Origin of the sequence: Micromonospora sp. NPDC048894 (genome assembly GCF_040649765.1) — a bacterium.
GTDB lineage: Bacteria > Actinomycetota > Actinomycetes > Mycobacteriales > Micromonosporaceae > Micromonospora > Micromonospora antibiotica.
In genome coordinates, this window is the sequence record NZ_JBEZFY010000006.1 from 124460 (window position 1) to 145855 (window position 21396).

The following is a 21396-nucleotide window of genomic DNA, read 5'->3' on the forward strand; positions in this document are numbered from 1 at the left end:
TCCTCTCCCCCGTCCGTCGTCGAGGACGGTGCCAAGAGTACGTGTCGGGGACGTGTCGTTGGGCACCTCGGTACGCGCCCCGGACGGGCAAGTGACAAGATGACCGAGGTGGGGTCTGCCCGTGCCGCCCCGCCGTGACCCCCCGATGCAGCGAAGCGACCAGGGAGTTGGACGTGAGCGAGCCGAACGACGCAACCTTCGACATCGTCATTCTCGGAGGTGGCAGCGGCGGCTACGCGGCGGCGCTGCGTGCCGCCCAGCTTGACCTCTCCGTCGCGCTGATCGAGAAGGGCAAGCTCGGCGGCACCTGCCTGCACAACGGCTGCATCCCGACCAAGGCGCTGCTGCACGCGGCGGAGATCGCCGACCAGACCCGGGAGTCGGCGCAGTTCGGCGTCCAGGCCGAGCTGGTCGGCATCGACATGGCCGGGGTCAACGCGTACAAGGACGGGGTGATCTCCCGCCTCTACAAGGGCCTGCAGGGGCTGGTCGGCGGCAGCAAGAACATCACCTTCGTGGCGGGTGCCGGCAAGCTGGTCGGCAAGAACGTCGTCGAGGTGGACGGCAAGCGCTACACCGGCCGCAACGTGATCCTGGCCTCCGGTTCGTACGCCAAGAGCCTGCCCGGCCTGGAGGTCGACGGCGAGCGGATCATCACCAGTGACCACGCGCTGACCCTGGACCGGGTGCCCGCGTCGGTGATCGTGCTGGGCGGCGGCGTGATCGGCGTCGAGTTCGCCAGCGTGTGGAAGTCCTTCGGGGTGGACGTCACCATCGTCGAGGCGCTGCCCCGGCTGGTGGCCGCCGAGGACGAGGAGTCGTCCAAGGCGCTGGAGCGGGCGTTCCGCAAGCGGAAGATCAACTTCAAGGTCGGCAAGCCCTTCGAGAAGGTCGAGAAGACCGAGAAGGGCGTCAAGCTGACCATCGCCGGCGGCGAGACCGTCGAGGCCGAGCTGCTGCTGGTCGCCGTCGGCCGGGGCCCGAACACCGCCGACCTCGGCTACGCCGAGCAGGGCGTCAAGCTCGACCGGGGGTACGTGCTGACCGACGAGCGGCTGCGCACCGGCGTGCCGAACGTCTACGCGGTCGGCGACATCGTGCCCGGCCTCCAGCTCGCCCACCGGGGTTTCGCCCAGGGCATCTTCGTCGCCGAGGAGATCGCCGGCCTGAACCCGGCCGTGATCGACGAGGCCGGCATCCCGCGCGTCACCTACTCCGACCCGGAGCTGGCGTCGGTGGGGCTGAGCGAGGCCAAGGCCAAGGAGCAGTACGGCGACAAGGTCAAGGTCTACAACTACAACCTCGGCGGCAACGGCAAGAGCCAGATCCTCAAGACCGCCGGTTTCGTGAAGCTGGTACGCGTCGAGGACGGGCCGGTGGTCGGCGTACACATGGTCGGTGCCCGGGTCGGCGAGCTGATCGGCGAGGCGCAGCTCATCTACAACTGGGAGGCCTACCCGGCGGAGGTGGCGCAGCTCGTGCACGCCCACCCGACCCAGAACGAGGCGCTGGGCGAGGCGCACCTGGCCCTGGCCGGCAAGCCGCTGCACGCGCACGCCTGACCCACACTCATTCCGCGACGCCGGCGGCAAGCGGGCGAGGATCGCACCAGGCCACGAAGGAGTTTCAGAACATGCCGGTATCGGTCACCATGCCTCGGCTCGGCGAGAGCGTCACCGAGGGCACCGTCACCCGCTGGCTCAAGCAGGAGGGCGAGACCGTCGAGGTCGACGAGCCGCTGCTGGAGGTCTCCACCGACAAGGTCGACACCGAGATCCCCTCCCCCGCCGCGGGGGTGCTGAGCCGGATCGTGGTCGGTGAGGACGAGACCGCCGAGGTGGGCAGCGAACTGGCCGTCATCTCCGGCGAGGGCGAGTCGGCCGGCTCGCAGGACGACGGCGGGGCCGCCGAGCCGGAGCAGGCCGAGCCGGCCACCGAGCCGACGGCCGCCGCCGAGGGCACCGGCCCGGAGCCGGAGCAGCCGGAGCAGCCGGAGCAGGAGCAGCCGGCGGCGCAGGCCGCCCCGGCGTCCTCGGGCGAGGGCACCGCGGTGAAGATGCCGGCGCTGGGCGAGAGCGTCACCGAGGGCACCGTCACCCGGTGGCTCAAGCAGGTCGGCGAGACCGTCGAGGTCGACGAGGCGCTGCTGGAGGTCTCCACCGACAAGGTCGACACCGAGATCCCGTCGCCGGTCGCCGGCACCGTCTTGGAGATCAAGGTCGCGGAGGACGAGACCGCCGCCGTCGGCGCGGACCTGGCGATCATCGGTACGGCGGACGCCGCCCCGGCCGAGTCGACGCCGGAGCCGGAGCCCGCCCCGAAGGCGCAGGCCAAGCCCGCGCCGAAGGCCGAGCCGAAGCCGGAGCCCGAGGTCACCGAGCCGACCCAGGGCGCGGGATACAACGAGCCGGCCGCCGAGACCGAGTCGGCGGCCCAGCCGGCGAAGGCGGAGCAGGCCGCCCAGCCGGCCGCCCCGACCGCCACGCCGGCCCGGCCGTCCGCCCCCGTCCAGGGCGGCGGCGAGGAGGCCGCCGGTTACGTGACCCCGCTGGTGCGCAAGCTGGCCGGCCAGCACGGCGTCGACCTGGCCTCGGTCACCGGCACCGGCGTCGGTGGCCGGATCCGCAAGCAGGACGTGCTGGAGGCGGCGGAGAAGGCGAAGGCGGCCAAGGCCGCTCCGGCGGCCCCCGCGCAGCCGGCTGCGAAGGCTCCGGCGAAGCCGGCGGCCAAGGCGCAGCCGAGCGCCAAGCGCGGCAGCACCGAGAAGCTGCCCCGGATCCGGGCGACCATCGCCAAGCGGATGCAGCAGTCGCTGCACGAGATGGCGCAGCTGACCACGGTGATCGAGGTGGACGTCACCCGGATCGCCAAGCTGCGCGCCCAGGCCAAGGAGGCGTTCCAGCAGCGGCACGGCGTGAAGCTGTCGTTCCTGCCGTTCTTCGCCCTGGCGACCATCGAGGCGTTGCAGACGTACCCGATCGTCAACGCGAGCATGGACCTCGACGCGGGCACGATCACCTACCCCGACGCCGAGCACCTGGGCATCGCGGTGGACACCGAGCGCGGCCTGATGGTGCCGGTCATCCACGGCGCGGGCGACCTCAACCTGGGCGGCATCGCCAAGCGGATCGCCGACCTGGCCGAGCGCACCCGGACCAACAAGATCAGCCCGGACGAGATCGCCGGGGCGACCTTCACGCTGACCAACACCGGCAGCCGGGGGGCGCTCTTCGACACCCCGATCGTGCCGTCGCCGCAGTCGGCGATGCTCGGCACCGGTGCCGTGGTGAAGCGTCCGGTCGTGGTGAACGACCCGGACCTCGGCGAGGTCGTCGCGGTCCGGTCGATGGTCTACCTGGCCCTGTCCTACGACCACCGGCTGATCGACGGCGCCGACGCGGCCCGTTTCCTGGTCGCGGTCAAGGAGCGGCTGGAGGGCGGCAACTTCGAGGCCGAGTTGGGCCTGTAACACCCGCGTTCGACGGAGGCGCCCCGGTCGGTCGACCGGGGCGCCTGCGTCGTCAGCACGCCAGGTGCCGGCACGGGCGGACCGACCGGCCACCACCCGCCGGGCGGGGCGAGGCGGACGGACCGACCGGCCACCACCCGCCGGGCCGCGCGGGGCGGGGAGGGGCATGGCGGGCGCACCGACCGGCTACCGCACGTCGGGCCCCTCGATCCGAGCAGGGCGGGCCGGGGCACGGCACCCGGCGGATCGGTGGGTCAGCCGCGCAGGGTCTGCTCGGAGACCGTCCAGAGCCGCTCGGCGGCGGCCGGGTCGAGGGCGTACGCGGCGACGCCGGTGCGGGTGCCGGGCTGGTGCGGGGCGGCCTGCTGGCAGTCCTCGAAGTACCGGCCACCGATCCCGTCGAGCAGCGGCGAGGTGGCGACCAGGACGGAGGTGGCGGCACCCTGCTCGACGGTCTTCCAGGTGGCCGCGCCGCCACCGCTGGCGGCCCGCATCCGCTCCAGTTCCTCGGCGCTGACGTACCGCTGGAGGTTGGTGTGGATCGCGCCGGGCATCAGCGCGTTGCTGAGGATGCCGTCGTCGGCCCAGCGCCGGGTCGCCTCGACGGCGAACAGCACGTTCGCGGTCTTCGACTGCCCGTACGCCGCCCACGGGTCGTAGGGGCGCTGCCGGAAGTGGATGTCGTCGAAGACCACCGGGGACCGCAGGTGCGCCGCGGAGCTGACCGAGACGATGCGGGCACCGTCGGCGGCGGCGAGGGCGCGGTGCAGCCCGGTGGCGAGGGCGAAGTGCCCGAGGTGGTTGGTGGCGAACTGCAACTCCCAGCCCTCGGGGGTACGCCGCTCGGGCGAGGCCATGATGCCGGCGTTGTCGACCAGCAGGTGCAGCGGCCCGTCCCAGGTGGCCACGAAGGCGGCCACCGACGCCTGGTCGGCGAGGTCGAGCGGGGCGACCAGCAGCCGGTCGTTGCCGGTGCTGGCGGTGATGTCCCCGGCGGCCCGCTGGCCGGCGTCGAGGTCCCGGACGGCCAGGGTGACGTCGGCTCCGGCGGCGGCGAGGGCGCGGGCGGTCTCCACGCCGATGCCGGAGGCACCGCCGGTCACCACGGCACGGCGGCCGGTGAGGTCGACGTCGCGGACCACCTCCAGGGCGGTGGTACGGGCGTCGAAGGGGGTGTGGACTGGCGAGTCGGTGGTCATGATCCGTCCTTGTCGGTGCGGTACGGGCCGGACGACCCGACCGCTACGATGAGAAGTGGAGGGCCCTCCGTTACAACTCCGAGCCTAACCGGAGGATCCTCCGTTTGCCACCCGACCCCCAAGCGGGACCTGATCCCCGCGCAGACCCGACCCTGAGCAGACCCGACCCTGACCGGACCCGGCCCGACCCTGACCGGACCCGACCCTGAGCAGACCCGGACCGGGGCCTGAGCGGACCCGACCGCCGGAGACACCACCCGTCAGCACCACTGCACCAGATCCAGGAGGCGACGTGTCGCAGAACCGCTCAGGAGGCGACGTGCCGGAGCGCGGTTCCCGGCCGCTGCGCGCCGACGCGCTGCGCAACCGGCAGCGGCTGCTCGACACCGCCGTGAAGGCGTTCTCCCGACAGGGGCCGGAGGTGACCCTGGAGTCGATCGCCCGGGACGCCGGGGTGGGCATCGGCACCCTCTACCGGCACTTCCCCACCCGGGAGGCGTTGGTCGAGGCCGCCTACCGCAGCGAACTGGCCAAGCTCTGTGCCGCCGCCGACGACCTGCTGACCCGACTGCCGCCCGCCGAGGCGACCCGGGCCTGGATGGACCGCTTCGTCGACTACCTGGCCACCAAACGGGGCATGGCCGACGCCCTGCGCCTGGTGATCGCCGCCGGCACCAACCCGTACGCGCAGAGCCGGGACCTGCTGGTCGCCGCGCTGACCCGGCTGCTGGCGGCCGGCGTCGCCGACGGCACGATCCGTCCGGACGTCGACCCCGGCGACGTGCTGGCCGGGCTGGGCGGGATGTCGCTGGCGGCGCAGGGACCCGAGCAGCGAGACCTCGCCGGCCGCCTGCTCGATCTCCTCCTGGCCGGCCTACGCCGACACTGACGGCCCGGGTGCCGACGCCCGTCGGCAGGCCAGGGCCGACACCCGTGACGGTGGGCCGGGTCGGCACCAACGGCGATGGACCGGCACCCGTGACGACAGGTCGGGTCGACACCCACGGCGATGGGCCGGCACCCGTGACGGTGGGCCGGGTCGACAACCGGCGGTGGGTCGGCATCCGTGGCGGTGGGAGGGCGGACAGCGCGGCGGGTGGGTCGTAGGATCGTCGCCAGCGTCGCAGTGCACCCGGCAAGGAGACCGCCGAGGGCATGGAGGCGCGGGACAGCATGGGACACACGTGCACCCCGATTCCACCCCGGCCGACCGGTTGACCGCGCTCGGCCACCAACTGGTAGAGATCCACCTCTGGTTGCTCGACGAACTCGACCAGCTCCGGGCCGGCCTCGACGCCGGTCCCGACGGATCACCCGGGGCAGGCCGGCTGCGCGGCCTGCGCACCCACTGCCTCAGCTTCTGCGCGGCGCTCACCCGGCACCACACCGGCGAGGACGCCGGGGCGTTCCTGGTGCTCGCCGACGAGGCACCCGAGCTGCGGCCCGTGCTCGACAAGCTCAGCCGGGACCACCGCATGGTCGACTGGATCGTCCACCGGATCGAGGCGCTGTTCACCGACCCACCGCCCGACGACCCGGCGGCCCTCGACCGGGTACGCGTCGAGCTGGACGGGCTGTCCGCCATCCTCGAATCGCACTTCCGCTACGAGGAACGCACCCTCACCGCCGCCCTCGACGCGCTCGGCGACCGGGCCGGCGGCACCACCGAACTGCTCGGGGTGACCCCACCGCCGGACTGGTGACCCCACCGGGGCACAGCAGACCCGGCCAGGCCGCATCAGACCCGGCCAGGCCGCAACAGACCCGGCCAGGGCGCAACAGACCCGGCCAGGGCGCAACAGACCCGGCCGGCGCGCAGCAGACCCGGCCGGGGCGCGCGGTAGGACCGTCGGACCGCGGGCGGTGATTCTCCGGTTGGCAGAATCCGGGGTCGCGGGCTGGCCGGAACGGCACGCGACGGCAAAGCTGGGCCGGTGACCGTCTTCTCGCTCCAGGCCACCCCGACCGACGCGGCGGGCTGGGTCGACCTCGCCCGCCGGGCCGAGGCGGTCGGCTTCGACGCCCTGCTCGCCGCCGACCACCCGGGCGACGTGACGTCCCCGTTCGTCGCGCTCGCCGCCGCCGCGTCGGTGACCACCACGATCGGGCTCGGCTCGTACGTGTCGAATCTGGGGGTGCGGGAGCCGATCCTGCTCGCCGGCGACGTGGCCACCCTCGACCTGGTCTCCGGCGGGCGGGCCCGGCTCGGTGTCGGGGCCGGCCACACCCCCGCCGAGTGGGCCGCCGTCGGCCGGGTACGCCCCGACGTGGCCGGCCGGGTACGCCGCTGTGTGGCCGTCGCCGAGGCGGTGCGTGCCCTGCTCGACGGTTCCCCGGTGACTGTCGACTCCCCCGACCTGGTGGCGCGGGAGGCCCGGCTGACCTCGCCCCGGCCGGTGCAGGAGCGCATCCCGCTGACCATGGGCACCGCCAACTCGACGCTGCTGCGCTGGGCCGGGGCGCACGCCGACGTGGTCGGGTTGACGGGTTTCGGGCGTACCCTCGCCGACGGTCACCGGCACGAGGCGCGTTGGCGGACCGACCAGATCGAGGCGCAGCTCGCCCAGGTGGCCGCCGGCGCGGCCGGCCGGGACACCCCGCCCGCGGTGGAGGCGCTGGTGCAGACGGTGGTGGTCACCGACGACGCCGAGGCCGCCGCCGCCGAACAGGCCGGCCGGATCGGGCTGACCGTCGCCGAGCTGCTGGCCACCCCGTTCGTGTTGATCGGCACGGTGGACGAGATCGTCGCGGCGGTCGCGGCCCACCGGCGTCGCTGGGGCGTCACCCGCTTCGTGGTACGCCGGGACGCCCTCGAACCGCTCGTCCCGGTCCTGTCCCGGCTGCCCGGCGTCGCACCGACGCGGGACGGGTGAGGTCCCGGTCCGCGGGCACAGCGGAGAATGCCGGGGCTGGAACACCCACGGGCGCCGGGCGTCCGCCGAGGGGCGGAGGCCATCGCTTGACCTGGAGCGCGCTCCAGGTTGAACACTGGTCGGCATGACGACGACACGGACTCTGGGCCGCAGTGGAATCGAGGTCGGCGCGATCGGCATGGGGTGCTGGGCGATCGGTGGCCCGCTCTGGGGCGACGACGGTCAGCCGTACGGCTGGGGTGAGGTGGACGACGACGAGTCGGTCGCCACCATCCACCAGGCCCTCGACCTGGGTGTCACCCTCTTCGACACAGCCAGCAACTACGGGGCCGGGCACAGCGAGCGGGTGCTCGGCCGGGCGCTCGCCGGCCTGCGGGACCGGGCGGTGATCGTCACCAAGTTCGGCAACCGCAGCGACGAGGCGACCCGGCGGGCACTGGGCGTGGACGCCAGCCCGGCGTACGCGGTGGCCAGCCTGGAGGGGTCGCTGCGTCGGCTCGGCACCGACCACGTGGACCTCTACCTGCTGCACCTCAACGACCTGCCGGCGTCCACCGCGCTCGACCTGGTCGACACCCTGGAGGGCCTGGTCACCCAGGGCAAGATCCGCGGGTACGGCTGGAGCACCGACAACCCGGGGTCGGCGCGGGCGTTCGCCGGGGCGGGGCCGCACTGCGTCGCCGTCGAACACGACGAGTCGGTGCTGAACGACAACCCGGAGGTGCTCGCCGTCTGCGACACCTTCGACCTGGCCAGCCTCAACCGGGGACCGCTGGCGATGGGCCTGCTCACCGGGGCCACCCGCACGCTGGGCGCGGACGACGTGCGGGGCCGGGCGCCGCAGTGGCTGGTCTGGTTCCGCGACGGCCGGCCCACCCCCGAGTGGTCGGCCCGGGTGGCGGCGATCCGGGCGGCGTTGACCTCGGACGGCCGTACCCTCGCCCAGGGGGCGCTGGGCTGGCTGCTGGCCCGCAGCCCCCGTACGCTGCCGATCCCCGGGTGCCGGACGGTGGCGCAGGCCCGGGAGAACTTCGCCGCCCTCACCCTCGGCCCCCTCCCGGCGGACGCGTTCGCCGAGGTGGAGCGCCTCCTGGCCGACCTGCGCCCCACCCCCGCCGGCGCCCCCGCCACCCGGTAGGTCCCGCCACCGCGCACCCCACCCCACCCCACCCGCCTCCCTCCCGCCCCGACTTCCCCACCCCACCTCGGCGGGTCGCCAGCCGGCCCCGGTGATCAAGAGGTTCAGGTCAGTTGATCAAGAGGTTCAGGTCAAATTGAAGATCAATCTTGACGCAAACCTCTTGATCACCGGGACGAGGCGGGCGGGGGCGGGGGTTGGGGGGTTGGTGGTCGGCGCATCCGGTCGGGGGCGCGTGCCCGAAGATGGGGGTATGCGGATCCTGATGGCCGGCGTGTCCGGCTTCCTCGGCACCCGGCTGGTCGACCGGCTCACCGGCGACGGGCACCAGGTCACCCGGCTGGTCCGGCGCTCGCCGCGTACCCCCGACGAACAGCGGTGGGACCCGGCCGCCGGGCAGCTCGACCCGGCCGTGGTGGCCGCGGCCGACGCGGTGGTCAACCTGGCCGGGGCCGGGGTCGGCGACAAGCGGTGGACCGACGACTACCGCCGGGTGATCCGGTCCAGCCGGGTGGACAGCACCACCACGCTGGCCGTGACGATCGCCGGGCTACCGGCGGCGGACCGGCCCCGGGTGCTGCTCAACTCCTCGGCGGTCGGCTGGTACGGCAACACCGGCGACCGGGTGGTCGAGGAGGACGCCCCCGCAGGTGAGGGGTTCCTCGCCGACGTGTGCCGGGTCTGGGAGGCGGCGACCCGGCCCGCCGAGGACGCCGGGGTACGGGTGGTGCGGCTGCGGACGGGCCTGCCGCTGCACCGCGACGGAGGGCTGCTCAAGCCGCAACTGCTGCCGTTCAAACTGGGCATCGCCGGCCGGCTCGGCAGTGGGCGGCAGTGGCTGCCGTGGATCTCACTGTTGGACTGGCTGGACGCCACGGTGTACCTGCTGACCGCCGGGGAGGTCGCCGGCGCGGTCAACGTGGTCGGCCCGCACCCGGTCACCAACGCCGAGTTCACCCGGGAGTTCGCCCGCCAACTGCACCGGCCGGCGATCGTCCCGATTCCGGCGCTCGCCCTGAAGGTCGCCCTGGGCGGCTTCGCCCAGGAGGCGCTGACCAGCACCCGGGTCCTGCCCGCCGTGCTCACCCGGGCCGGTTTCCCCTGGACCCACCCCGAGCTGCCCGCCGCGCTGCACGCCGCCCTGCACGACTGACCCGCCGGGTCGGGGTCGCGGGTCCGACCGGTCGGTCCAGTTCCGGTTGGTAACGTCCGCTCCGTGCCGACTTCCCCGACCCTGGCCGCCGACCAGCCACCCACCGCCGCCCCGGACACCGCCCGGGGTCGGCGGGCCGGCCTGATCATGCTGGTCGTCGCGGTGGCGCTGGCGGTCTGGGTGACCAGCGGCCTGTGGCGCGACCCGAACCAGCGGGCGATCACCGTGAACTCCAGCGACCAGGCACTCTTCGAGTGGTTGCTCGCCTTCGGCGGGCACGCGGTCACGCACGGGGAGAACCCGCTCTTCACCCATCTGCTCAACGTGCCGGACGGGGTGAACCTCGCCGTCAACACCTCGATCACCGTGTACGCGGTGGTCTTCGCACCGCTGACGTACCTGATCGGGCCGCCGGCGACGTTCCTGGTGATCCTCACCCTCAACCTCGCCGCCACCGCGCTGGCCTGGTACTGGTTGCTCTCCCGGCACCTGGTCGCCAGTCGGCTCGCGGCGGGCGTCGGGGCGCTGTTCGTCGCCTACTCCCCCGGCATGGTCGCGCACGCCAACGCCCACCTGAACTGGACCGCCGGCTGGTTGGTGCCGCTGCTGGTGGCCGGGGTGTTCGCGCTGCGCCGGCCGGGCCGCTGGTTGCGGGGCGGGCTGGTGCTCGGGGTGCTGGTCGCGGTGGCCTTCTCGATCGCCGCCGAGGGGTTGTTCTTCACCGCGCTGGCAGTCGCCGTCTTCCTCGCCGTCTGGGCGCTGCACCCGGCCCGCCGGGCGCAGGCCCGCGCCGCGTTGCCGGACCTCCTGCGCGGGTTGGCGGTGACCGCGCTGGTCGCCGGGGTGTTGCTGGCGTACCCGCTGTGGTTGCACTTCGCCGGGCCGCAACGGTTCCACGGCACCGGCTTCGACCCGGTCATCCACGCCGAGGACATCGCCGCGTTCGGGGCGTACCCGAGCCGGTCGGTGGCCGGGGCGCTGGGCTGGGACACCACGCTGGCGCCCAACCCGACCGAGGAGAACAGCTTCTTCGGGGTGCCGCTGCTGCTGCTCACCGTGGTCTGCTTCGGGTGGCTGTGGCGTCGGGCCAGCCCCGGCCGGCAGGCCACGCTGACCGCGCTCGGGGTGACCGCCGTGGTGTTCGCGGTGCTGTCCTGGGGGCCGGTGGCGAAGTGGAACGGGAGCCGTACCGGCCAACTGCTGCCTTTCGGGGTGCTGGACGACCTGCCGGTGGTCAACGCCGCCCTGCCGTCCCGGCTGGCCCTGGTGGTCGCCCCGGTCATCGGGGTGCTGCTGGCGTACACCGTCGACCGGCTGCGGGCGACGCCACCGGGTCGCACGGCGGCCTGGATGTGGGGGGTGGGTTTCGCGGCGGCGCTGCTGCCGCTGCTGCCGACCCCGCTGCTGACCAGCGTCCGCCCGCCGGTGCCGGAGTTCGTCACCGCCGGCACCTGGCGGGGGTACGTTTCACCGGGCGGGGTGCTCACCCCGATCCCGCTGACCCTGGACGTGACCCCCGACGGGCAGCGCTGGCAGGCGTACGCCCTGTCCCACCGGCAGGGTGAGTTCCGGCTGCCCGCCGGCTTCTTCCTCGGCCCGGGCGGCCCCGACGGGCGGGGGCGGATCGGGCCGCCGCCGCGCACCTTCGACACGCTGATGGACCAGGCCGGCCGGACCGGGCTGGTGCCGATCGTCACCGAGGGCAGCATCCGCCTGTCCCGGGCGGACCTGCGGTACTGGGGGGTCGAGGCGGTCGTCCTGCCCGACGAGGTGCACGGGGCCAAGTACGACCTCGACGAGGACGCCCTGCGCCGCACCGCCACCGCCCTGCTCGGCGAGCCCCGCCGGGTGGACGACGTGTGGCTCTGGACGGTCCCCGCCGCCTGACGGTCCCCCTGACCGGTCACGCCCACGGCGCAGGTCCACGCCCGGACGCGCGGGGTCACGCCCAGCGCCTGGGGTCACGCAGGGTGGGGCGACGAGGCTCACTGGGCGGAGCGCGGGCGGGCGGGGCTAGGGTGGCGGGGTGAGCGTGACGACTTCCGGGGTGACCGCCGTCCGGGCCGGTGTGGTCGACTACCCGACCGCGTGGGACGAGCAGCGGCGGCTGCACGCCGAGGTGGTGGCCGGTGAGCGTGGCGACACCGTGCTGCTGCTGGAACACCCGAGCGTCTACACCGCCGGCAAGCGCACCGAGCCCTGGGACCGGCCCATGGACGGCACCCCGGTGGTCGACGTCGACCGGGGCGGCAAGATCACCTGGCATGGTCCGGGGCAGCTCGTCGGCTATCCCATCGTCCGGCTGCCCGACCCGGTCGACGTGGTCGCCTACGTCCGCCGCACCGAGCAGTTGCTGATCGACGTCTGCGCCGAGTTCGGGCTGACCGCCGGCCGGGTCGAGGGGCGCAGTGGCGTCTGGGTGCCCGACGACGACCGGGGCCCGGCCCGCAAGGTGGCCGCCATCGGCATCCGGGTCGCCCGGGGCGTCACCCAGCACGGCTTCGCGATCAACTGCGACTGCGACCTGTCGTACTACGACCGGATCGTGCCCTGCGGCATCGCCGACGCCGGCACCACCTCGCTCACCGCCGAGCTGGGCCGCCCCGTGACGGTGGCCGAGGTGCTGCCCGTGGTGGAGCGGCACCTGCCCACCCTGCTCGGCTGAGCGGGTGCGGATCGACCTCGTCACCGTCGTCGTCGCCGACTACGACCCGGCCATCGCGTTCTTCACCGGGATCCTCGGTTTCGAACTGGTCGAGGACGAGCCGTCGCTGACCAACGACGGCCGCCCGAAGCGGTGGGTGGTGGTCCGCCCGCCCGGCGCGCAGACCGGCATCCTGCTGGCCCGCGCCGACGGGGAACGGCAGGAGGCGGTGGTCGGTGACCAGGTGGCCGGCCGGGTCGGGTTCTTCCTCCAGGTCGACGATTTCGACGCCGTCCACCGGCGAATGGTCGACGCCGGCGTGGAGTTCGTGAAGCAGCCGCGCACCGAACCGTACGGTCGGGTGGCGGTGTTCCGGGACATCGCCGGCAACCGCTGGGACCTGCTCGGCCCGGCCTGACACCGCTGCCCCGCTGCCTCCGTCGAGCCGCCGCAGCTCCACCGGGCCCGGTATCCGCCGGGCCGGGGCCCAGGTCCTACCTCCCGGTCCCGCCCCCGCATTCCCCACCTGTTCCGATCCCGGCCCGGCCCCGCTCCCGGGCTCCGGTCCCGGGCTCCGGTCCCGGGTCCCGCTCCAGCCGCCACAGCACCTCTCCGTCCGCTACGCAGCGTAAAGACCCCGCCGGGCGTCACTTACCTCACTCGCACACTTTGCTCTGCTGCCCTGGATGCACCACATGCGGAGAGTGACCGTCGCGTCGATGGCAGCAGAGCAAAGTGCGGATGAGCGGGTAAGTGGGACAGGAAGAGGTGGCAGCAAAGCTCCTGTTCAGCGAGGTGCGGGCTGTTGCCCGGCAAAAATCAGCTCCGCCCACACCTCGCATCGATCACGGAGAGCAACCAACAGCGAGTTCAGCAAGACCACTACCCAGAGTGCGTACCCAGACGCCCGGTGAGGGCCCACGGCAGGCCGGTCGCGCGGACACCCGGCGGCTCAGGGGGCCAGCCGGTGCAGGTCGCGGGGAAAGGCGGTGACCTCCCGGACGTTCGTCGCACCGACCAGCCGGGCCACGAAGCGTTCCAGGCCGATCGCGAAGCCGCCGTGCGGCGGCATCCCGTGCCGGAACGCGTCCACGTACCCGGCGTACGGCTCGACCGGCTCGCCGCGCGCCGCCAGCGCCGCCAGGTAGTCGGCGTGGCGGTGCAGCCGCTGCCCGCCGGTGACCAGCTCCAACCCGCGAAAGAGCAGGTCGAAGCCGTTCGAGTACGCGGGCCGGGTCGGGTCGGGGTGGGTGTAGAACGGCCGCTTCGCCATCGGGTACCCGGTGACGAAGAGGAAGTCCGAGCCGTGGGTGGCACGGGCCCACGCGCTCAGTGTCCGCTCGTGGGCGGGGGCCAGGTCGGGTTCATCGGCGGGTGCGCCGGCGATCCGCAGCGCCTCGGTGAAGTGCACGGCCGGGATCTCGACCGGCACGTCGGGCAGGGTCAGCCCCAGGGTCGCCACCGCGCCGCCGGCCCGCCGGGCCACCTCGGCGAGCATCCCCTCGAGGGTGTCCCGCAGCACCGCCATCACGTCCCGGTGGTCGTCGACGAAGCCCAACTCGACGTCGAGCGAGGTGTACTGGGCCAGGTGCCGGACGGTGTCGTGCGGTTCGGCCCGGAACACCGGCCCCACCTCGTAGACCCGCTCGAAGACGCCCACCATGAGCTGCTTGTAGAACTGCGGCGACTGGGCCAGGTAGGCGGGCCGGCCGAACCAGTCGAGGGCGAAGACGTTCGCCCCGCTCTCGGTGGACGTGGCGACCACCTTCGGGGTGTGCACCTCCACGAAGTCACGGGCGTCCAGGGTGGCCCGGAAGCCGGCCACCGCCGCCGCCGAGATCCGCAGGGCCGCCGAGCGGGTCGGGTGCCGCAGCGCCACCGGGGCGTGGTCGAGCTGGGTGGGCAGGGTCGCGGTGAGCGCCGGCCGGTACAGGTCGAACGGCGGCGGCACGGCGGCTGGGCCGAGTGGTCGTACCGTCGGATGGGTCACCTCGACCCCGGCGGGCGCGGTGCCGTTCGCGGTGACCGTGCCGACCACCTCGACCACGGTCTCCTCGGGCAGTGCCGTCACGGCGGCCCGGACGGCCGGGTCGGTGACCACCACCTGGGTCAGGCCGGCGGCGTCCCGGACGATCAGGAAGGCCACCGACTTCAACAGTCGGCGGCGGTGCACCCACCCGGCGACCCGCACGGTCTCGCCGACGCAGGTGGGCAGGTGGGAGGACAGGATGCGTTGCACGGCGGTTACCTCCTCGATCAATCGCAACGCGATCCCCGGGAGGTGTGGGCGAGCGGGAACCTCGCGGTGCCACCACACCTTCGCCCCCGCCGTGGCGGGGGCCTCATTCGTCGCCTTTTCACCGGGGCCAGCCGGGCGGGGTCTACTGGGCGCGCGGACGCGCCGTTCTTCCCGCGGCTCGGGAGGGTCTTCGCACCCCGGCGTCAGACCGCCTTCCAGCAAACCGGCGGCTCTCTGCACTGGCGGATCGGGGCGGTACTCGGCTCCGTCACAGCTCTGCCGGCACGCTAACACCCGTTCCCCCCGGCTGTAACGGGCTTTTTCGGCCCGCCGGTGTCCGGTGTCACAAGACCGGTGACGTGACGCCGGTCGCCCGACGTGCATCGATCGCCGCCGTCGGGCGTAGGCTCGGTTTTGTGACGATCGAGCACTCCGCGCCGACGACCCAGCAGGCAGCGCGCTCCGCGACGGTCGCCCCCGAGGGGCGACGGATGCTGCGGATCGAGGCGCGCAACGCCGAGACGCCGATCGAGCGCAAACCGCCGTGGATCAAAGTCAAGGCCAAGATGGGGCCGGAGTACACCGAGCTACGCGGACTGGTCTCCCGCGAGGGACTGCACACCGTCTGCCAGGAGGCCGGCTGTCCCAACATCTACGAGTGCTGGGAGGACCGGGAGGCCACCTTCCTCATCGGCGGCGACCAGTGCACCCGGCGCTGCGACTTCTGCCAGATCGACACGGGCAAGCCGGCCGAGTTCGACGCCGACGAGCCCCGCCGGGTCGCCGAGTCGGTCGCCACGATGGGGCTGCGCTACGCCACCATCACCGGTGTGGCCCGGGACGACCTGCCCGACGGCGGCGCGTGGTTGTACGCCGAGACCGTCCGGCAGATCCACGCGTTGCGGTCCGGCTGCGGCGTCGAGCTACTGATCCCCGACTTCAACGCGGTCCCCGAGCAGCTCGCCGAGGTGTTCGGTGCCCGGCCGGAGGTGCTGGCGCACAACGTCGAGACGGTGCCCCGGATCTTCAAGCGGATCCGTCCGGCGTTCCGCTACGAGCGTTCGCTCGACGTGATCCGGCAGGCCCGCGCCGCCGGTCTGGTCACCAAGAGCAACCTGATCCTGGGCATGGGCGAGGAGCGGGCCGAGGTCTCCCAGGCGCTGCGCGACCTGCACGAGGCCGGCTGCGAGCTGATCACCATCACCCAGTACCTGCGCCCCACCCCCCGGCACCACCCGGTGACCCGTTGGGTCAAGCCGGAGGAGTTCGTCGAGCTGCGCGAGGAGGCCGAGGAGATCGGCTTCGCCGGGGTGATGAGCGGGCCGCTGGTGCGCTCGTCGTACCGGGCGGGGCGGCTCTACCAGCAGGCCCTGACGGCCCGTCAGGACGCCACGGTCACGGTCGGCTGACCCGGGACGCCACCGGGCCACGCCCCAGGATTCCACCGGCCACGGCGGCGACCGCCGGGCATTCGAGTGTGTCGATCTTCCCAGACGTCGGCGACGCCCGCAAGGGGCAGCCAACCGATGATCCGGGTCGACCCGTGGGCACTCCCCGAGCAGGGCGAGATCGTGTTAGATTCCGCCAGCCCCGACCCTCAAATCATCGATGGTGGTGTCTTTAATGGCGCAGCCGCACACGGTTGTTATCGGCGCCGGCCCGGCCGGCCTGACCGCCGCGTACGAGTTGACCCGTAGACACGCCCCGGTGGAGGTCGTCGAGGCCGACGACGTGGTCGGCGGGATCAGCCGCACCGTGGAGCGGGAGGGCTGGCGGTTCGACATCGGCGGGCACCGGTTCTTCACGAAGGTGTCCCGGGTCGAGGCGTTCTGGCACGAGTTGCTCTCCGACGACGACTTCCTGCTGCGCCCCCGGATGAGCCGGATCCACTACCGGGGACGGCTGTTCGACTATCCGCTGCGGGCCGGCAACGCCCTGAAGAACCTGGGGGTGCTGGAGGCGTCCCGGTGTGTCGGGTCGTACCTGTGGGCGCGGGTGCGTCCGCCAGCCGACCAGACCCACTTCGAGGGTTGGGTGTCGGCCCGGTTCGGGGCCCGGCTGTACCGGATGTTGTTCAAGACGTACACCGAGAAGGTGTGGGGCATTCCCGCGACGGAGCTGCAGGCGGACTGGGCGGCCCAGCGGATCCGCAACCTCTCCCTCGGTGCGGCGATCCGCGGGGCGCTGCTGCCCAAGCGGGGCGGCAACGACGTGACCAGCCTGATCGAGGAGTTCCGTTACCCCCGGCTCGGCCCGGGGATGATGTGGGAGCGCTGCGCCGAACTGGTGGTCAAGGCCGGCGGGACGGTCGAGCTGGAGACTGCGGTACGCACCGTGCACCGTGAGGACGGCCGGGCGGTCGCGGTGACCGTCGACGGCCCGGCCGGTGAGCGACGGATCTCCGCCGACCACGTGGTGTCCAGCATGCCGATCTCGGCCCTGGTCCGGGCGATGGACCCGCCCGCCCCGGCGGCGGTGCGCGACGCCGCCGACCTGCTGCGGTACCGGGACTTCCTGACCGTGGCGCTGGTGGTGCCCGCCGAGGCCAGCTTCCCCGACAACTGGATCTACGTACACACCCCGGGGGTGAAGGTCGGCCGGATCCAGAACTTCGGCGCTTGGTCGCCGGAGATGGTCCGTGACGGCGGCACCTGCCTCGGCCTGGAGTATTTCGTCAACGAGGGTGACGAGCTGTGGTCGACCCCCGACCCGGAGCTGGTCGCCTTCGGCACCGCCGAGCTGGAGCGGCTCGGCCTGGTCAGCCCCGGCTCGGTCACCACCGGATACGTGGTGCGGATGCCGAAGGCCTACCCGGTCTACGACGAGGGCTACGGCGAGGCCGTCGAGGTGATCCGCCGCTGGCTGGCCGAGGCCGTACCGAACGTGCACCCGGTGGGTCGCAACGGCATGCACCGGTACAACAACCAGGACCACTCGATGCTCACCGCGATGCTGACGGCGGAGAACATCCTCGACGGCACCGACCACGACGTCTGGGCCGTCAACGTGGAGGAGGACTACCACGAGGAGGGCGGCAGCGACGGTGCCGGCCACGCCGGCACAGGTCAGAGCGGCACCGGCCGCGCCGCCCCGGTCATCCCGCGCCCCCGCACCGCGCCGCCGGCCGGGGACCGCTCCCCCACCGGCTGACCACCGTCGGGAACAGCCCCGGTCGATCACGGCCCGACCGACCCCGTCGGCCGGGGATCGACCCCGCTCGCGGTGGTCCCGCCACCCGGGAACACCGCGGCCCACCGCCGACCACCGGCCGGGGATCATCCGTCCTGGCGGCGACCACTAGACTCGGCGGCATGGCAAAGCCCCAGGAGAAGGTCTCGTTCGGCCAACGGCTGAAGCAGATCGGGATGGTGTTCAAGTTCACCGCCAAGCAGGACCGGTGGTTCGCGCCACTGGCCGCCGGGGCGGTGCTGATCCCGCTCGCGCTCACCGTGGTCGCGGTGATCCTCTGGGGCTGGCTGTGGCTGCCGATCGGCATCCTGTTCGCCCTGCTCGCCCTACTCGTCGTGCTCAACCTGCGGTCCAACAAGGCGATGATGAACGCCGCCGAGGGGCAGCCCGGCGCGGCGGCGCAGATCATGGAGAGCATGCGTGGCGACTGGCGGGTCACCCCGGCGGTCAGCTCCACCACCCAGATGGACATGGTGCACCTGGTGATCGGCCGGCCCGGCGTGATCCTGCTCGCCGAGGGCAACCCGCAGCGGGTCCGTGGCCTGCTGGGCCAGGAGAAGCGCCGGCTGGCCAAGGTGATCGGCTCCGCGCCGCTGCACGACTACGTGATCGGCCAGGGCGAGGGTGAGCTGCCGATCCGCAAGCTGCGGATGACCCTGATGCGGCTGCCGCGCACCCTCAACGGCAAGGACGTCAACTCGCTCGACAAGCGGCTCAAGGCGCTGACCGCCCGCCCGCAGATGCCCAAGGGCGCGATCCCGAAGAACATGCGGCCCCCGGGCCGCGCGTTCCGCCAGACCCGGGGCCGCTGACACCCCCGTCGTACGCCCGGCCACCGGCCACCCGCCGGCTGCCACCTGCCACCGGCCGGCTCCGTGCCCACCCGGCTCTGCCCGTGCCACCCGGCTCTGCCCGTGCCACCCGGCTCTGCCTCGTGCCCGTGTGTCCACCTCTGCGCGGGGGACAACGCCTGCCCGCCCCGCGCCCACCCGTGCCGCGCCTGCACGCGACCGGCGTGGTCCTCTCCGCAGCGGGGGTCGGCCGCGAGCGCCCGGGCGGCGAGCACCTGGCGGGCAGCGCGAGCACTCGCCGGGCAGCGCCGCGAGCACCCGCCGGGCGGGGCGGGCACCCGCCGGGCGGGGCGGGCACCCGGCGGCGGGGCGATCAGGTGGTGGGGCGGGGGGCGTCGGCGATGACCGCGCCGGTGAGGCGGTCGTGCAGGCCCCGGCGCTGCTCGTCCATGATCAGCGGCGGTACGACCAGGGCCAGGAGCAGGCCGCGCAGGAGCGCCCGGGGGACGCCGATCCGCCCGCCGTCGGACCAGTCGAGGCAGCGCAGCCGGGTGATCCTCATCCCGGGGGTCTGGGCGAAGAGGCCGAGGAAGAGGCCGTACTCGGCGATGAGCACCGCCACCGGGGCCCAGCCGTCGCGGACCGGGTCGGCGAAGAAGTTCGCCACCAGCAGGCAGAGCACCCAGTCGATCACCAGGGCCCCGAACCGTCGGCCGAGGGTCGGCGGGGTGAAGGCGGGATCGGTGGCGGGCGGCACCGGCGCCGCAGGCGAACTCGTCACGGTGCTCAAGGGTAGTCAGCACCGCCCTGCCACCGGCCGGGGCGGCACCGGCACCCGCCACCACTCAGGGCGGCACCGGCACCCGCTACCGCTCAGGGACGGCGGCCGGCCGGGGGTGGTCACCCGGGCCCCGGGTCGGTCGGCGGCCGGTCACCAGGTGGACAGGCAGGGTGTTCCAGCAATCTGTGCACATTCGGTCTAATCACTACGAATGGCAGCACAGCACTTCAGCCGGTATCGTCCGAACGGACAACCCGGCGGGTACTGAGCGGCGCAGATGACGCTCCGCTAGCGGCGTAACACGGCAGAAACATTGGAGACACGGGCGAGCAACCCCACGGTCATAGCGTCGCCAGAGCCCAGCCACCGGAGTGGACGTGCCAGGAGGACGTGTGTTTGCCAATCCCGAGGAACTCCTGCGATACCTCAAGAACGAGGACGTAAAGTTCGTCGACGTACGTTTTTGTGACCTGCCCGGCGTGATGCAGCACTTCAATCTGCCGGTGGAGTCCTTCGACGACAGCGTCTTCACCGACGGTCTCGCGTTCGACGGTTCGTCGATCCGCGGTTTCCAGGCGATCCACGAGTCGGACATGCTCCTGCTCCCGGACGTCGCGACCGCCTTCATCGACCCGTTCCGCGCGCAGAAGACCCTCGCGCTCAACTTCTTCATCCACGACCCGTTCACCCGTGAGGCGTACTCGCGGGACCCGCGCAACGTGGCCAAGAAGGCCGAGGCCTACCTCGCCGCCAGCGGCATCGCCGACACCGCGTACTTCGGTGCCGAGGCCGAGTTCTACATCTTCGACTCGATCCGCCACGAGACCTCGGCGCACCAGTCGTTCTACTACATCGACTCGATCGAGGGCGCGTGGAACACCGGTCGTGAGGAGGCCGGCGGCAACCGCGGCTACAAGACCGCGTACAAGGGTGGTTACTTCCCGGTGCCGCCGGTGGACCACTACGCCGACCTGCGCGACTCGATCGTGCGTCGGCTGGTCGACGGCGGGTTCACCGTGGAGCGTTCGCACCACGAGGTCGGCACCGCCGGCCAGTCGGAGATCAACTACAAGTTCTCCACCCTGCTGCACGCCGGTGACCAGCTCCAGCTCTTCAAGTACATCGTGAAGAACGAGGCCTGGGCCAACGGCAAGACGGCCACCTTCATGCCCAAGCCGCTCTTCGGCGACAACGGCTCCGGCATGCACACCCACCAGAGCCTCTGGCTCAACGGAGAGCCGCTGTTCTACGACGAGACCGGTTACGCCGGCCTGTCGGACACCGCCCGCTGGTACATCGGTGGCCTGCTGCACCACGCCCCGTCGCTGCTGGCGTTCACCAACCCGACGGTCAACTCGTACCGTCGCCTGGTGCCCGGCTACGAGGCCCCGGTCAACCTGGTCTACTCGCAGCGCAACCGCTCCGCCTGCACCCGCATTCCGGTCACCGGCAGCAACGCCAAGGCCAAGCGGGTCGAGTTCCGGGTGCCGGACCCGTCCAGCAACCCGTACCTCGCCTTCTCGGCCATGATGATGGCCGGCCTGGACGGCATCAAGAGCAAGATGGAGCCGCCGGCTCCGATCGACAAGGACCTCTACGACCTCCCGCCGGAGGAGTGGGGCGACGTCAAGCAGGTGCCGGGCTCGCTGCCGGAGGTGCTCGACGCGCTGGAGGCCGACCACGACTACCTGCTCGACGGTGGCGTCTTCACCCCCGACCTGATCTCCACCTGGGTCGGCTGGAAGCGGGCCAACGAGGTCGACCCGGTGCGTCTGCGCCCGACCCCGCACGAGTTCGCGATGTACTTCGACTGCTGAGGTCCGCCTCGACTGTCACGTTCCACCGGCCGGGGGGGGGGCGGGGGCGGGCGGGGGGGCGGCGGGGGCGGGCCGGGGGGGGCGGCGGTGACGCGACGCAGAT

General features: G+C 72.8%; 17 protein-coding genes. 14 read left to right on the forward strand and 3 right to left on the reverse strand.

What is annotated here, in order from left to right; all coding sequences use genetic code 11:
* Window positions 1–134: 134 nt before the first annotated feature.
* Both lpdA and sucB read left to right on the forward strand, forming a co-directional pair.
* The gene (gene lpdA, locus AB0C22_RS15120; RefSeq protein WP_219464055.1) at window positions 135–1562 is read left to right on the forward strand and encodes a dihydrolipoyl dehydrogenase; all 1428 of its coding nucleotides are present in this window, start codon (window positions 135–137) and stop codon (window positions 1560–1562) included.
* A 71-nt stretch (window positions 1563–1633) separates the two neighbouring features.
* Window positions 1634–3469, forward strand: a complete 1836-nt coding sequence (gene sucB / locus AB0C22_RS15125; protein WP_357535404.1) for a 2-oxoglutarate dehydrogenase, E2 component, dihydrolipoamide succinyltransferase — start codon at window positions 1634–1636, stop codon at window positions 3467–3469.
* 254 nt (window positions 3470–3723) lie between these two features.
* Here sucB and AB0C22_RS15130 read toward each other — a convergent pair whose 3' ends face one another.
* Complete coding sequence (locus tag AB0C22_RS15130) at window positions 3724–4668, reverse strand: SDR family NAD(P)-dependent oxidoreductase (protein WP_219464057.1); 945 nt, start codon at window positions 4666–4668, stop codon at window positions 3724–3726.
* A 292-nt stretch (window positions 4669–4960) separates the two neighbouring features.
* Between AB0C22_RS15130 and AB0C22_RS15135 the strand changes: the two genes are divergently transcribed.
* The 8 genes from AB0C22_RS15135 to AB0C22_RS15170 all read left to right on the forward strand — a co-directional run bounded on the left by AB0C22_RS15135 (window position 4961) and on the right by AB0C22_RS15170 (window position 12894).
* Window positions 4961–5557, forward strand: a complete 597-nt coding sequence (locus tag AB0C22_RS15135) for a TetR/AcrR family transcriptional regulator (protein WP_307799482.1) — start codon at window positions 4961–4963, stop codon at window positions 5555–5557.
* 295 nt (window positions 5558–5852) lie between these two features.
* A complete protein-coding gene (locus tag AB0C22_RS15140) occupies window positions 5853–6371 on the forward strand; it encodes a hemerythrin domain-containing protein (protein ID WP_219464058.1) in 519 nt (172 codons plus the stop codon).
* 231 nt (window positions 6372–6602) lie between these two features.
* Window positions 6603–7541, forward strand: coding sequence for an LLM class flavin-dependent oxidoreductase (locus AB0C22_RS15145; protein ID WP_357535406.1), 939 nt, complete (start codon window positions 6603–6605; stop codon window positions 7539–7541).
* A gap of 124 nt (window positions 7542–7665) precedes the next feature.
* On the forward strand, window positions 7666–8679 hold the full coding sequence (locus AB0C22_RS15150) for an aldo/keto reductase (RefSeq protein WP_357535408.1): 1014 nt from the start codon (window positions 7666–7668) through the stop codon (window positions 8677–8679).
* Window positions 8680–8932: 253 nt separating this feature from the next.
* Complete coding sequence (locus AB0C22_RS15155; protein ID WP_357535410.1) at window positions 8933–9832, forward strand: TIGR01777 family oxidoreductase; 900 nt, start codon at window positions 8933–8935, stop codon at window positions 9830–9832.
* A 63-nt stretch (window positions 9833–9895) separates the two neighbouring features.
* The gene (locus AB0C22_RS15160; protein ID WP_357535412.1) at window positions 9896–11719 is read left to right on the forward strand and encodes a DUF2079 domain-containing protein; all 1824 of its coding nucleotides are present in this window, start codon (window positions 9896–9898) and stop codon (window positions 11717–11719) included.
* A 139-nt stretch (window positions 11720–11858) separates the two neighbouring features.
* Window positions 11859–12497: a lipoyl(octanoyl) transferase LipB gene (lipB, locus tag AB0C22_RS15165; RefSeq protein WP_208568756.1), complete on the forward strand. Its 639-nt coding sequence runs from the start codon at window positions 11859–11861 to the stop codon at window positions 12495–12497.
* Between the two features lie 4 nt (window positions 12498–12501).
* Window positions 12502–12894, forward strand: coding sequence for a VOC family protein (locus AB0C22_RS15170; RefSeq protein WP_357535415.1), 393 nt, complete (start codon window positions 12502–12504; stop codon window positions 12892–12894).
* 534 nt (window positions 12895–13428) lie between these two features.
* On the opposite strand, the gene aspS is transcribed toward AB0C22_RS15170, so the two are convergent.
* The gene (aspS, locus tag AB0C22_RS15175; RefSeq protein WP_357535748.1) at window positions 13429–14715 is read right to left on the reverse strand and encodes an aspartate--tRNA(Asn) ligase; all 1287 of its coding nucleotides are present in this window, start codon (window positions 14713–14715) and stop codon (window positions 13429–13431) included.
* A 359-nt stretch (window positions 14716–15074) separates the two neighbouring features.
* Here aspS and lipA point away from each other — a divergent pair, with 359 nt between their 5' ends.
* The 3 genes from lipA to AB0C22_RS15190 all read left to right on the forward strand — a co-directional run bounded on the left by lipA (window position 15075) and on the right by AB0C22_RS15190 (window position 18716).
* Entirely contained in the window at window positions 15075–16124 is a 1050-nt protein-coding gene (gene lipA / locus AB0C22_RS15180; RefSeq protein WP_357535417.1) for a lipoyl synthase, read from the forward strand.
* A 214-nt stretch (window positions 16125–16338) separates the two neighbouring features.
* Window positions 16339–17865 carry an NAD(P)/FAD-dependent oxidoreductase gene (locus AB0C22_RS15185; RefSeq protein ID WP_357535419.1) on the forward strand — a complete coding sequence of 509 codons (1527 nt, stop codon included), beginning with the start codon at window positions 16339–16341 and terminating at the stop codon, window positions 17863–17865.
* 161 nt (window positions 17866–18026) lie between these two features.
* A complete protein-coding gene (locus AB0C22_RS15190) occupies window positions 18027–18716 on the forward strand; it encodes a DUF4191 domain-containing protein (protein ID WP_208568760.1) in 690 nt (229 codons plus the stop codon).
* A gap of 352 nt (window positions 18717–19068) precedes the next feature.
* On the opposite strand, the gene AB0C22_RS15195 is transcribed toward AB0C22_RS15190, so the two are convergent.
* Entirely contained in the window at window positions 19069–19452 is a 384-nt protein-coding gene (locus AB0C22_RS15195) for an RDD family protein (RefSeq protein WP_357535750.1), read from the reverse strand.
* Window positions 19453–19868: 416 nt separating this feature from the next.
* Here AB0C22_RS15195 and glnA point away from each other — a divergent pair, with 416 nt between their 5' ends.
* Window positions 19869–21293 (forward strand): type I glutamate--ammonia ligase, encoded by a 1425-nt coding sequence (glnA, locus tag AB0C22_RS15200; protein WP_208568762.1) that lies wholly within the window; start codon window positions 19869–19871, stop codon window positions 21291–21293.
* Window positions 21294–21396 lie beyond the last annotated feature (103 nt).